The organism is Pseudovibrio sp. POLY-S9, assembly GCF_001431305.1.
GTDB lineage: Bacteria > Pseudomonadota > Alphaproteobacteria > Rhizobiales > Stappiaceae > Pseudovibrio.
Genome location: NZ_LCWX01000122.1, coordinates 173169 through 186077, shown reverse-complemented (window position 1 = coordinate 186077; position 12909 = coordinate 173169). Strand labels below are relative to the sequence as shown.

Annotated in this window: 11 protein-coding genes and 1 pseudogene; 6 read left to right on the top strand and 6 right to left on the bottom strand. The window is 53.5% G+C overall.

Features of this window, described 5'->3' with window-relative positions; all coding sequences use genetic code 11:
- Positions 1-17: 17 nt before the first annotated feature.
- A complete protein-coding gene (gene dksA / locus PPL9_RS10395) occupies positions 18-434 on the top strand; it encodes an RNA polymerase-binding protein DksA (RefSeq protein WP_057462624.1) in 417 nt (138 codons plus the stop codon).
- Between the two features lie 297 nt (positions 435-731).
- Here dksA and flgH read toward each other — a convergent pair whose 3' ends face one another.
- The 4 genes from flgH to flgF are packed head-to-tail and all read right to left on the bottom strand — an operon-like array spanning position 732 to position 4008.
- The gene (gene flgH, locus PPL9_RS10390; protein ID WP_057462623.1) at positions 732-1493 is read right to left on the bottom strand and encodes a flagellar basal body L-ring protein FlgH; all 762 of its coding nucleotides are present in this window, start codon (positions 1491-1493) and stop codon (positions 732-734) included.
- Positions 1493-2461, bottom strand: a complete 969-nt coding sequence (gene flgA / locus PPL9_RS10385) for a flagellar basal body P-ring formation chaperone FlgA (protein WP_057462622.1) — start codon at positions 2459-2461, stop codon at positions 1493-1495. The genes flgH and flgA overlap by 1 nt, the downstream gene beginning before the upstream one ends.
- 12 nt (positions 2462-2473) lie before the next feature.
- A complete protein-coding gene (gene flgG, locus PPL9_RS10380; protein WP_057462621.1) occupies positions 2474-3256 on the bottom strand; it encodes a flagellar basal-body rod protein FlgG in 783 nt (260 codons plus the stop codon).
- 11 nt (positions 3257-3267) lie between these two features.
- Positions 3268-4008 (bottom strand): flagellar basal-body rod protein FlgF, encoded by a 741-nt coding sequence (flgF, locus tag PPL9_RS10375; RefSeq protein WP_057462620.1) that lies wholly within the window; start codon positions 4006-4008, stop codon positions 3268-3270.
- Positions 4009-4287: 279 nt separating this feature from the next.
- Here flgF and PPL9_RS10370 point away from each other — a divergent pair, with 279 nt between their 5' ends.
- From PPL9_RS10370 to PPL9_RS10350, 5 genes are all read left to right on the top strand, one after another.
- Positions 4288-4785 carry a flagellar basal body-associated FliL family protein gene (locus PPL9_RS10370; protein WP_057462619.1) on the top strand — a complete coding sequence of 166 codons (498 nt, stop codon included), beginning with the start codon at positions 4288-4290 and terminating at the stop codon, positions 4783-4785.
- Between the two features lie 13 nt (positions 4786-4798).
- Positions 4799-6022 (top strand): flagellar motor switch protein FliM, encoded by a 1224-nt coding sequence (fliM, locus tag PPL9_RS10365; RefSeq protein ID WP_063289603.1) that lies wholly within the window; start codon positions 4799-4801, stop codon positions 6020-6022.
- Complete coding sequence (locus tag PPL9_RS10360) at positions 6023-6589, top strand: DUF6468 domain-containing protein (RefSeq protein ID WP_057462618.1); 567 nt, start codon at positions 6023-6025, stop codon at positions 6587-6589.
- The gene (locus PPL9_RS10355; protein ID WP_057462617.1) at positions 6586-7284 is read left to right on the top strand and encodes a FlaA; all 699 of its coding nucleotides are present in this window, start codon (positions 6586-6588) and stop codon (positions 7282-7284) included. The genes PPL9_RS10360 and PPL9_RS10355 overlap by 4 nt, the downstream gene beginning before the upstream one ends.
- A 105-nt stretch (positions 7285-7389) precedes the next feature.
- Positions 7390-11394, top strand: coding sequence for a hypothetical protein (locus tag PPL9_RS10350; protein ID WP_208989287.1), 4005 nt, complete (start codon positions 7390-7392; stop codon positions 11392-11394).
- An 84-nt stretch (positions 11395-11478) separates the two neighbouring features.
- On the opposite strand, the gene fliP is transcribed toward PPL9_RS10350, so the two are convergent.
- Together fliP and PPL9_RS10340 are read right to left on the bottom strand one after the other, a co-directional pair.
- Positions 11479-12240 carry a flagellar type III secretion system pore protein FliP gene (gene fliP, locus PPL9_RS10345; RefSeq protein WP_082596717.1) on the bottom strand — a complete coding sequence of 254 codons (762 nt, stop codon included), beginning with the start codon at positions 12238-12240 and terminating at the stop codon, positions 11479-11481.
- Between the two features lie 10 nt (positions 12241-12250).
- Positions 12251-12909: pseudogene (locus PPL9_RS10340) on the bottom strand (hypothetical protein); the annotation flags it as partial.

Below are 12909 nucleotides of genomic sequence, written 5' to 3'. Positions count from 1 at the left end.
AATAGGCGGAGTTTCAGATGGCAGTTGATGTCGCAATTGATTATCGTCCAACACAGGATGAACCATTCATGAACGACCAACAGCGCGAGTACTTTCGTAGAAAGCTTCTTGCGTGGAAGGAAGATATTCTGAAAGAGAGCAAGGAGACCCTTGCTGCGCTTCAAGAAGAAAGCACTAATCACCCAGATCTGGCTGATCGTGCTTCTTCTGAAACCGATCGGTCGATTGAATTACGTGCGCGTGACCGGCAGAGAAAGTTGATTTCCAAAATTGACGCTGCTCTTGCTCGCATTGAAGACAAATCCTACGGCTACTGCGAAGAGACTGGCGAGCCAATCTCTGTTCGTCGTTTGGATGCACGACCTATCGCAACGCTTTCTATTGAAGCCCAAGAGGCTCATGAGCGGCGCGAGAAAATCTATCGGGATGACTGATCCTCAGGGAGACAGGATATCGCCTTTCAAGCTGTGGTCCTAAGTTTTTAGGCTCTAGTACTTGAAGTATGACTTTACGAGGGAAGCACGGCTTAGCTGTGCTTCCCTTGTTTTGTTTTGGCCGGACGTCGGTGTGCGGTGTTCTGGTGCACGAAAGAAAACGAGCCCGGCATGCTGGGGAGCATGTTGCCGAGCTCGCTTTATGTACCGCTCAAGCTGGGGAGCTTATTAAGCGGTTTTGGGTTCTTTGATTTCTTTTTGAGCACGCAGCGTTCATTTACAGTCACGCATCGCGCTCTAAAACGGAAGCACGATGTCCAGCACCTGACTGCCGTATTTAGGTTGTTGGGCAACGGAGATCTGGCCGCGACCGCCGTAGCCGATGCGTGCCTCTGCGATCTTGGTGCTCTCAACTGTGTTGTCGGATGCAATGTCCTGCGGACGAACAACGCCTGCTACGATCAACTCGCGAACTTCGTGGTTTACACGCACTTCCTGACGGCCCTCGATGACGAGGTTGGAGTTGGGCAGTACCTGTGTCACGACAGCTGCGACGGTGGTCTTCAGGCTTTCTGTGCGGTCGATAGAGCCGGTGCCCTGAAAGTTGTCGGAGCTGTTGATTGATGCCAGAGCGTCAGCTGAAGCGCTGGCAGGAAGTGCCAGTGTGTTGATCGCGCCGCCGAGTGCGCCACCAGCTCCTGAGTTTTTCGCATCACTGCGTGAGCTCTTCGAGGTGTTCTCAAACGCTGCTTTGTCGGAAATGGTGACGTTTACCGTTACGATGTCGCCAACACGTTTTGCGCGCTGGTCCTGAAAGAAGGCTCTGTTGCCGGTGCGCCAAAGAGAGTTCGCGTTGTAGCGCTCTACTTCCTTAATTGGCATTGGCATTTGTACCGGGCGATAGCCTGGCTGCGTGCGTGGGTCCTGAATCGCGGTCAGAACAGGTTCTTGACCAACTTTGGAAAGTTTGTCGGCTGTCTCGCAGCCGACGAGTGCAAACAGGCCAATCGTGAGCGCAGCATATTGCTTGATTTTGGTTGCTGAAGATATTCTCGGCATCAGCGGTTCTCCAATACGGCTGCGACTTGCGTTTTCGCGGTGGTCACGATGGCGATGTCTCTGCCGATGACTTCAGCAAGGATCGTTTTCTTTGAAATTGGGTTCACAATCTCAATCAGGTCATTTTTGCCGCCTTCAGACTTGGCTTTGCCCTGAGTTGTGATGTTCATGCCGGGGATCTTGTAGATCACAGTCACTTTAGCGCCGCGCTTGACGAGGATCGGTGCGCTTACATCCCTTGGAGTGATGGTTGAACCAGAGCGCATGTTACGGCGCACTTCCATTCCAACAAGATCAGCAGCTGCAAGAAACTCACGTCCGGCATAGCGGGAGGCTGGCTTGCGCTCCTCGCGAATGTCTTTGGCAGTGATGACCCTGCCGCGTTCCAGATTGCGTGCCAGAGTGGTGATGGACACCATCTGAGAGGCGTTGCCAATGACAGAGATTGGCTTGCTCTGGCCTTCCTGCACCACATTGAGGATGGCTTTGAAGCGTGCGGTGCGCGGTGACCAGTTGATGTGCCCGATGGTTAGCGGAGAAATGGAGTTGGCGTCTGCCTGCATGTTCACCGGAAGTGGTGAGTGGTAGGAGATTTCAATCTCGTCCGGCTGCACGCTTGCGCGCTCCGCAAATGCATTGCGCAGGATGTCTGAGATGAGTGTTTCATCTACCGGGATGGAAAGGCGGTGCACACTCACAGTTGTCAGGCCGTTGGTATCGGCCTGAATAAAGCCAGCGGCCTGTGCCTGCTGTGCGATGATCAATGCAGACACGTTGCCAGTGGTGCCAAGGTCCGGGCTGCGAAAGATTGGTGTTTGAGCCAGCTCTCCCGCTTCGGTGTAGAAGTCACCAATGGTGACGACTGGTCCGGTTACGTTGACCGTTGGGCGCAGGGTTGAGGCCGCAAATGCGCTGCTGGCTGTCAGGGCCAGTAGTCCTGCAATGAGTGTGGTTGCCAACTTTCTCATCAACTCAACTCCTTAGCGAAGATTCGTTGTGGTGGAGTACATCTCATCGGCTGCTTTGATGATCTTGGAGTTCATCTCGTAAGCACGCTGAGCTGAAATCAGATTGGAAAGCTCGGTCACAGCATCGACGTTGGATGATTCAAGGTGGCGCTGAAGGATGTTGCCAAAGCCTGCGTTGCCCGGGTTGTCTGTCTGTGGCGGGCCGCTTGCCGGTGTTTCCAGGAAGAGGTTGTCGCCAATTGCCTCAAGGCCAGCTTTGTTTGTGAAGCGGGCGATTTCGAGCTGCCCGAGGTTCAGGACCTGATCGTTGTCATCCATGGCCTGCACGAGGCCTTGAACGTTGATTGTCAGATCGCGGGCGTTGTCCGGAATTGTGATTCCAGGCTGAACTGTATAGCCGTCTTTGGTGACGAGCTGGCCTGTCTGGGAGCGTGCGAAAGAACCGTCACGGGTGAAGCCGGTTGTGCCGTCCGGACGCTGGATCTGGAAGAAGCCTTCGCCGCGAATTGTTATGTCGTACTCGTTGCCCGTTTGGGTCACGGAGCCCGGTGACATGATGCGTGTGGTTGCTGCTGTGCGTACACCGGAGCCGATTTGCACGCCGTTTGGAACGATTGTGCCTGCGTCTGAGGTTTCGGTGCCCATGCGGCGCTGGTTTTCGTAGAGCAGATCCTGAAAGTCTGCGCGCTGGCGCTTGTAGCCAGTGGTGCGCATGTTGGCCACGTTGTTCGAAATAACTTCGACGTTCAGTTCCTGAGCTTTCATGCCGGTTGCGGCGATGTGAAGGGCTTTCATTGGGCTGTTCCTTAAGCTTCAACCGATCCAAGTTCGCGGATGGAGCGCTGACGAAGTTCGTTGCGCTGCGACATCATCTTGGACACGCTTTTGTATTGACGGGTGATTTCAATCATGCGGGAGATTTCCTGAATGCCTTCCACGTTGGAGCCTTCAAGGGCGCCCTGGACGACAGTCGGGTTATTTGCTGGGATTGGGTTCAAGCCGGAAAACAGGTTTGTGCCAACGTGCAAAAGCTCTTGGCGGTTGTCGAAGGTGTAAACATCCAATCGGCCAAGTTGAGCTTGTGGGGTGGAGATCACGCCTTCTTTGGTGATGGTGATTTCACCATCTTCTGGATTGATTTGGATTGGAGCGCCGTCAGCGAGAACTGGCAGGCCTGCATCTGTTACGAGCGTGCCCTCAGGATCAATGGCAAGGCTGCCTGCGCGAGTGTAAAGCTGCTCACCGCCTGCGCCAGTCACAGCCAGATAGCCGTCACCTTCGATTGCGACGTCGAGCGGATTACCTGTCAGCTGGATCGAGCCCTGTGTCAGAACTGTTGCTGTCCCTACATCTTGCGTAAAGGACAAAGGGCGGTCCGGGCGCTGAAATTCAGTCGCCTGCGCGGTTGGCATCAAGAACTCTTCAAAGATAAGCCTTTGAGCCTTGTAGCCAGTCGTATTGATGTTAGCCAGATTGTTGGCCACCACATCCAAGTTCCGACGAAGGGCACTTTGGCGTGATAAGCCGATCAGCTGTGCGTTTTCCATTTTATGCTCCCCAGCATTGCAACAGGTCTCCCCAGACCCGCAGCGCCAAGGTTCTTGCAGGAGTTGTGCCAGTTTGAAACTTTGGCTGAATTCTGCTGTTTTGATGGAGGGAAGCGCAAATTATCTGTTAAGTATTTGATAAAATATGCCTACTTTAATTTCCTAGTGGGCAAAAATTGCTTAGTAATGACGGTATTAACCATTCGGTAATCAGTGTTAACCAATTAGGTTGCATTAATAGTTACTAAACTTTTAATTGCGATTCACCGGGACGCAAAAATGGCAGATGCGGAACTGCAAAATACTGAGGATGACGGTAAGTCCGGCAAACGCAAGATCGTTATCGGAGCGATTGCTGGCGTCTTGCTGTTAACCCTTGGTGTGGGCGGTGCATATGTAATGGACTGGATCAATCTGGGCGACACAGCCACTGTCAAGCGGGCGGATGGTACTGTTGAGCAGATCCAAACCAAGCCTGTCGTTTTTTACGATCTGCCAGAAATGACGGTGAACCTTTCTACCCAAGGCCGCACGACCTACCTGAAAGTTCGCATTGCTCTTGAAGTTGAGAGCGACAGCATGGTTTCTCAGGTGGAGCCTTATCTTCCGCGCATTCTTGATGCTTTCCAGATTTATCTGCGTGAGTTGCGCCCTGCTGATCTGGAAGGATCTGCCGGACTGTTCCGCTTGAAGGAGCAACTTCTGCGCCGCATCAACTCTGCAATCTATCCAGCCAAGGTTGAAGGGGTTCTCTTTAAAGAGATCCTGATCCAGTAGGGGGGGGCGGCATATGTCAGATACCGATACTCTCCCTGAAAATATGGATGATGCATGGGACACCGCTCTTTCTGAAGCTGAGGGTGGTGACAGTGATGAGGATCTTGCCGCGGCCTGGGGCGCTGCGCTTCAGGAGCAAGGCGTAGAAGGCGGTGAAGAGGCCGCAGCTCAATGGGCTGCGATGATCGACGACAGCGAACCGGATGTAGAGAGCGCGTCTCGTGGTGCTGACCGTATTCTGAATCAGGAAGAGATCGACAACCTTCTGGGCTTTACGCTGGATGGGTCTCTGGCTGGTGATGAAGGCGGTATTCGTGCGCTGATCAATTCGGCAATGGTATCTTATGAGCGCCTGCCGATGCTGGAGATCGTGTTTGACCGTCTCGTACGTCTCACAACGACATCTCTGCGTAATTTCACATCGGACAATGTCGAAGTCTCCTTGGACTCCATGACCAATGTGCGTTTTGGTGACTACCTGAACTCAATTCCACTTCCAGCGATCCTTGGCGTGTTCAAGGCCAAGGAATGGGATGGCTTTGGGCTTGTTACCGTTGAGAGCTCTCTGATCTATTCCATCATTGATGTGTTGCTTGGTGGTGGCCGTGGGTCTTCACCTACACGCGTTGAAGGGCGGCCATACACCACGATTGAGAGCAATCTGGTGCGCCGGATGATCGAGATTATTCTACTGGATGCTGAGCAGGCTTTTGGACCGTTGTCCCCTGTGAGCTTCCCGCTTGAGCGTTTGGAAACGAACCCACGCTTTGCTGCGATCTCCCGTCCTGCGAATGCTGCGATCATGGTTGAGCTGCGCATCGATATGGAAGATCGCGGCGGCAAAGTTGAGATTGTGCTGCCTTACGCGACCCTTGAGCCAATCCGTGAACTGCTTCTGCAGATGTTCATGGGTGAGAAGTTCGGGCGTGATCCTATTTGGGAAGAGCACCTTGCCACTGAGGTTTATTCCTCAGAAGTGCAGGTTGATGCTGTCCTTTATGAAAACACCATCCCGCTCCAGCGGGTGTTGAATCTGGAAGTTGGTCAGACCTTGCTGTTTGATACCGGCCCGCGTGATCCTGTTCAGGTGAAATGCGGGGGAGTGGCTTTGACAGAGGGCCTTATGGGCCATGTTGATGACCGAATTTCCATCGAAATTTCAAAGAAGCTGAAGCAACCGAAAATGACGCTTGCCGCTTTTGAAAAGTCCCTGCAAAGCGAACTGGAGACAAACTAGATGTCCCTAGGTCTTATTATTGAATGCATCGTTGCGGTTCTTCTTGTGATTACCATTGGGTATTGCTGGACACTTAATCGTCGCCTAAGTCGTCTCCGCTCCGACGAAGAGTCCTTGCGCGCAACCATTTCTGAGCTGATTACAGCGACTGAAATTGCAGAGCGTGCGATCATGGGTCTCAAGTCCACCTGCGGAAATGCAGACCGTACTCTTGGTGTGCGTCTGGGCGAGGCTGAGGCGGTTTCCCGCAAACTGACTAATCAGTTGGGAGCCGGTGAAGATGTGCTGGACCGCATTGGCGGTGTTGCAGATCGTGCACTTGCTGATCGTGATACTCGTGTGGCTGCGCCATCAGCTCCAATGTCCCGCACTTATGAAACCGCAGCGGAGGGACTTGCTGCCGGGATCATTGCGGAACAGGAAACGATGCATCCGGCTGAAACACGTAGCGCTCCAGCCCCTAAAGCTGCGACCCGCTCTGTGACCCGTGACATTCGTGAAGCTGCAAATGAATCAGCTGCGCGCCTTGAGCGCTTCCGTAGACAAGCGCAGGACCGTGTAGCATGAAACTAAGGCTCCTTCCGATTGTCGTATTTGCTGGTAGCGCCCTTCTGGTTTTGAAACTGCTTGGTTTGTTTCTGGGTGATACTTATCCAATTGGTGCTGTTCGGGTTGCTGATGCGCAGCAGTCGGAAGTGGCGAAGGCTGAGGAAGAGGCACCTGCTACTCCAAACGATCTTCCCAATCCATCCGGCGCACGGAAGATCCAGATCGCTCAAAATACAAGTGGTGTGAAAGAAAGTGGTGTTCCAACGAACTCCGTTTCTGAACTTGCAGTTCTCAATAGTCTTGGCAATCGCCGTGATGTGCTGAACCAGCGTGAAAGTGATCTGGAGCTTCGCGAGCAGGTTCTTGCAGCTGCTGAGGCGCGTTTTAATAAGCGTTTTCAGGAACTTAAGGCGCTTGAAGCGAAGATCAATTCTGAAGTTGAGCGCAAGGAAAAACAGGCTGCAGAAGAGATCCTGGATCTGGTGAAGATCTATGAAAGCATGAAGGCCAAGAATGCAGCACGGATCTTCAACCGTCTGGACCTGGACATCATGCTGAAGGTGGTGAAGGAGATGCAGCCGCGGAAGATGGCGGATGTGCTTTCTGAGATGGATCCGGAAATGGCGGAGCAGCTGACAATTGCACTGGCAGCAGGCGAGAGCCGCAATGTGAAGACGACTTCCACAATTCTTCCGAAGATTCAGGGGAATTAACTGAGCAAATTGGCGGTTTTTCGCTCTTGGCTCAGGAGTCTGTAAGCTTGCGTTAATAGCCAATTGTTACAGATACCTAATTAATTTTAGGAGTAAGACTCAGGCATGGGCGATTTTGAGGGCGACCTTAAAGATAAGCAGAAGCGTTCCTTTCTGCGCGCCACTTTACCTTTTGTGCCGCGCCGTGCATTGCATGGAGCACGCATTGTGAGGGTAAAGGGTAAGGCTTGGCTTGTCTCCTTCATGCTCGCCACAACTGCCTTAGGGGGCAGTGTTTTAAGTGCCTGGGCCGAGCCAGCTTCTGCTGTTCTTGAGGTTGAAGACACCGGCAATTTTGCCCGCATGGTAATCACGTTCCCGGATCGCTCGTTGTTGCCACCCTATGAAGCTTCCATTTCCACCAGTGTCCTGCGCATCTCCTTTCCAGAGGGCATTGCAGCGGATGTTGATGATGTGCCGGAAGCTTTGATGGACTACATCTCCATTGCCCGTGCTGATCCTGATGGTGCTGCGCTGCGTTTTGCATTGCGGCAGCTGGTTAACATCAACAGTATGGAAGCTGGAGAGAAGCTCTTTATTGATCTGCTTCCTGCCAATTACGAGGGCCGGCCTCCGTCCTTACCTCAGGATGTGGTTGATGAGCTTGCCCGACGGGCTGCGGAAGCGCTTGAGCGTATTCGTGTGTTGGAAGAAGCGAACGCGCTTGAAGATCAGGAGATCAAGGTCAAGCTGCGGATTGGGACACATCCAACATTTACGCGCCTGATCTTCGACTGGAATGTGAAGGTTGGCAGTGCGTTTGAGCGCAATGGAAACAATATTCGCGTCAAGTTTGATCAGGCTGCTGATCTGGATCTGTCTCAGTTTAAAGCAAGTCTACCGGGTACTGTGCTGGATGTTGGCTCGCAAACCCGCGACAATGATCTGATCTTCAACATGATTGTTGATCCGAGTGTTGATGTGCGATCTTTTCAGGAGGGGAAGCAGCTTATTGTTGATGTCACGCCTGAAGACATCGGCCAGTTGGATCCACGGGTTTCCGAAGTTCGCGATGAGCTTTTTGGCGATGGAGATGTGCCGCAAGGCGCTTCGAATGTCATAAACACGCTTGGTAATAAAGATGCGGCACCCGCTGCAATTGCACCTGACGTGTCTGCTGCTGTTGATCAGGCTCGGGTTGCTGCTCCGGGCAGTCTGTTTCCGACGCCTCAACCTGTTCAGACCGCTCAAACCAGCGTGAATGATGGCCTTGATTTTCCGCAGATGCCGTTGCCAGTTGCGAAACCGGAGTTGGAACGCATTGGTGATCCGGTTGACAGGCCTGCTCCAGCTGACATTCCTCTATCAAAGCCTTTGGAAGAAGACTTGCAGGTTGAGGTTGGCAAAGAGCCAGAGCCCGTTGAAGCTGTTGTTGTAAAGGCGCAACCTGTTCGCCGTGTGAAGCCTGAGCCTGCGCCTGAAACTGATGTGGCACCTGTTGCTGAGGTGATTCCGGAAACCGATCTCATTGCCGAGGTTGTGAATGCAGGTGGGCAGACCTCGATACCAGTGACGCTTGCACCTGAGCAAGGCGCGGGCGCTGATGCTGTTCCGGCTGCTGCAGCTGTTGTTGCTGACGCAGACGAGGAGTTGCCGATTGCGCGTCGTGCTTCTGCTGAAACAATTATTCAGGAAGAGAACGACGCTGCAGCGCGTGTTGTTGGCGTTGAGACATATCGCATTGGTGATACCGTTCGTCTGGTGTTTCCGTTTGAGAACGAGGTTGGTGCTGCTGTTTTCCGCCGTGATGAAAAAGTCTGGGCGGTGTTCGACAGTGAGGAGCATCTGGATGGGCGCGGTATTCCAGCCGTTTTGAGTGATCTCGCGCGCAAGGTGGAACTTGATGAAGTCGATGGTGCGCAGGTGCTGCGGTTTGACCTGAAGCGGACCACGTTGATTTCCATCGAGTATCAGGATGACGCCTGGGCGATCACTTTGGGGCCGTCGATCTCGACAAAGACTGATCCGGTTGATGTTGAGCGGAATGTGCAGGGTGATGGCTCGAATGTTCTGCGTTTGCCGTTTGGTGCAAGTGGGCGATTGCATGTGCTAACTGACAAAAGCGTCGGTGACCGGATTTATGTGGTCAGCGGTCCTGCGCCTGTTCGTGGTATTTTGAAATCGCACCGGTTCCCTCAGGTACAGATTCTGCGCAGCTCTCAGGGACTTGCGGTGGTTCCGAGTGCAGATGGGATTGATGTTGAGTTGTCGGGTGAAGATCTTGTGATCTCCAGACCTGACGGATTGAAGATTTCGAATCGTGGTCTTTCCAAAGGCACGACGATTGGCGCTCATGTTAAGGACCCGACACAACCGGGCCTGATTGAATTTGCGCAGCTGGACCAGCAAAAGCCTGAGGATTACATGCAAGGCCTTCGAGCGCATGAGGATGCGATTGCGAAGGCTGATCCGGAGCAGTTGAGTGGCCCACGTCTGGATATGGCGCGGTTTTTTCTCTCCAGTGGATTTGCGCAGGAAGCTATTGGCACCTTGCGCATCATGGAAGAGGACGATCCTCTCATCGAGAAAGATGCCACCTTCAACGTGATGATGGGTGCTGCGCAGATGTTGGCGTCGCGACCAGGTGAAGCGCTTGAGTATCTTGCGGCTCCCGAACTTGCCAGCAGCCCCGATGCTGCGGTGTGGCGGACTTTTGCGCATTCCTCGCTGGGGGACTGGCAGGGCGCTCATGCAAATCTTGGGCGCGGGCTGGCTGTTATGGCCAATTATCCGGTGATGTTGCAGGTGTACTTCAACCTTGCGGCTGCCAAGACGCATCTGGCTCTTGGCAACTATGGTCGGGCGCTGGGGGCTTTGTCGCAGATTGAGCCTTCTGATGTGAATGAAGAGCAGGCCATTCAGTATGACTTGCTGCGCGGGCGGATTGCCGATGCTTCTGGCCGCTCACAGGAAGCGCTGGATGTGTATGATCTGGTGGTGCGCTCCAGTGATGGGCCGGAGGCTGCTGAAGCCAAGTTCCTGAGTGTGAAGCTGCGGTATCGGGATGGTTTGATTGATGCGGATGAAGCCCTCTCCGAACTGGAGGGGCTTGCTGCGTCGTGGCGTGGTGATGAAACTGAGCTGAAGACTTTGCGGCTGATGGCTCAGCTGCATGCGCAGGAAGGCAATTACCGCCGGGCCTTTGAGGCGATGTCTCAGGCTGTGCAATCTGATGCAGGCGCAGAAATCACCTCGAACATTCAGCAGGAAATGGGTTCTGTCTTTGCAACCCTGTTCCTTGAAGGCAGGGCGCAAGCTCTGGAGCCTGTGAAGGCGCTTGCGCTGTTTTATGATTTCCGTGAGTTGGTGCCTGCTGGTCGTCAAGGTGATGAGATGGCGCGGATGCTGGCCAGTCGTCTGATTGATATGGACCTGCTGGATCAGGCAGCCTCTGTTTTGCGGCATCAGATCGACAAGCGTCTGAAAGGTGCTGCGCGGGCGCAGATCGCTGCTGATCTGGCTGTTGTTTATCTGCTGAACCGGAAGCCGGAAGAAGCGCTGCGGGTGCTTTCGCAAACGCGTCAGGGACAATTGCCGGCTGCTTTGCAGCGCCAGCGAAATATTGTTGAGGCGCGTGCTTTGAGTGAGAGCGGGCGTCCTGATCTTGCTCTGGAGCTGGTGCGTAACATGTCTGGGTCAGACGTGGATCGTTTGCGGGCTGATACGCTTTGGTCGGCGCGGTCCTGGCGGAAGGCTGGTGAGCAGCTGGAACAGATGAACGGCAGTCGCTGGTCTGATGAAGTGCCGCTTGCTGACCATGAGCGTGTTGATGTCATCCGCGCGGCGATTGCCTATACGCTGGCTGAAGATAGCTTAGGTCTTGAGCGGCTGCGGCAGAAATACTCGCAGAAAATGAGCGAGTCTCCGCAGGCTGAAACATTTGAGATTGTGACGCGGCCCATTGATGATCGCGGCGTTGAGTTCCTGAATGTTGCCAAGTCGATTGGTGGTGGGGATAGTCTGGTGTCCTTCCTTGAGGAGTACAGACGTCAATATCTCTCAGCAACGCCGATTATTCCGACTGAGGAAGCTTTCCTTTATCCTGAAGATACAAGTGAGGGAGCTGCTTAAGCAGCCTCGTCGTGAAGCAGTTTTAACACCGCATGATCTTTCATGCGGTGTTTTTGTTTGATGTCTGGCTGAACGGGGAAGTGGCTAACCGCCGAAACTTCGGACCAGACTGCCTGCGATCAGTTGCCAGCCGTCTACGAGCACAAAGAAGATGAGCTTGAATGGCAGCGAGATCACGATTGGTGGCAGCATCATCATACCCATGGACATCAGGACTGATGCAATCACGAGATCGATGATGAGGAACGGCAGGTAGAGCAGGAAGCCGATTTCAAAGGCGCGGCGCAACTCGCTGATCATGAAGGCTGGCACCAGAACGCGCAGGCTCAGCTCTTCAGGAGTTTCCGGGGCAGGGGTCTTTGCGAGTTCCTGAAAGAGCAGGAGATCAGTTTCGCGTACTTGTTGACGCATGAACTCGTGAAAGGGTTCGGATGCCCGGTTGAATGCTTCTTGCGGGTCGATGGTGCCTTCAATCATGGGCTTTGCGCCGAGATCCCATGCAGTTTCAAAGGCTGGGGCCATGACGAAGGCTGTCAGGAACATGGCAAGGGATAACATGACCGCGTTTGGTGGTGCAGTCTGAAGCCCGATTGCAGAGCGGAGCAGTGAAAGAACCACAACGATACGCGTGAAGCTTGTCACCATGATCAGGATGCTCGGCGCCAGTGAGAGCACTGTGAGCAGCATAACCAGCTGAACAGCACGCTCTGTAACCGAGTTGCCTTCTCCGCCTCCAAAATCAATTGAAATGCTTTGAGCAGCAGCAGGACCGAACCAGAAAAGCAAGAGAGCGAAACCCAAAAGCCCCAATCGGCCTTTGTTTTCGCTCAGCTTTGCTTTCACCATTCCTGCTAAATTATTTTGTGTTGGCCTCAATGTCATCTAGCAGGTCTGCCATTTCCTTTGCGATGCCATCTACAGCTTCGCTGGGATCATCTTTAGGTGATGTTTTCTCTGCTTTTTTAGGAGCAGCTTCGGAAGCTACCGGCTTTTCTGCCTTCTCTTCCTGCTTTACTGTTTTCTCAGCTTCAGGTGCCTTTTCCTGCTTAGCTGGCTTCTTGGCTTTTGCTTTGCTGGCGGCTTTTTCCTTTGCCTTGGCTGGCTCGGGCTGCTGCTCTGCGGCAGGTGTTGGCGTTGCCTCTGCTTTTTCAGCTGGAATAGCTGCTGGTGCTGCGTCAGCTTTTGTCTCTTCTGGCTTCAGCGCAAGCTTTTCAGCAGCAGCTTCAGCTTTTGCGACAGGCTTTTCGGCTGCCGCCTCAGGTTTTGGCGTGTCTTTCTTCTCTTCCTGCACTTTGGCCGGCGTCTCAGTTACCCGAGGGCGCATGAAAGCACTTGCTGCGTTTGCTGCCGGACCATTCAAAGGCGGTTTCATTGCCGCTTTTGGAATAGGCTTGGATGCTGCCGGTGCTTCTGGCTGTGGCGCTTCCGGTTTTGGTGCAGGCTTTTCTGCAGTTTTCTCTGGTACTGGCGCAATCGGCTCCGGCTGCTTCACAGCTGGGCTTGGCTGTGACGGGC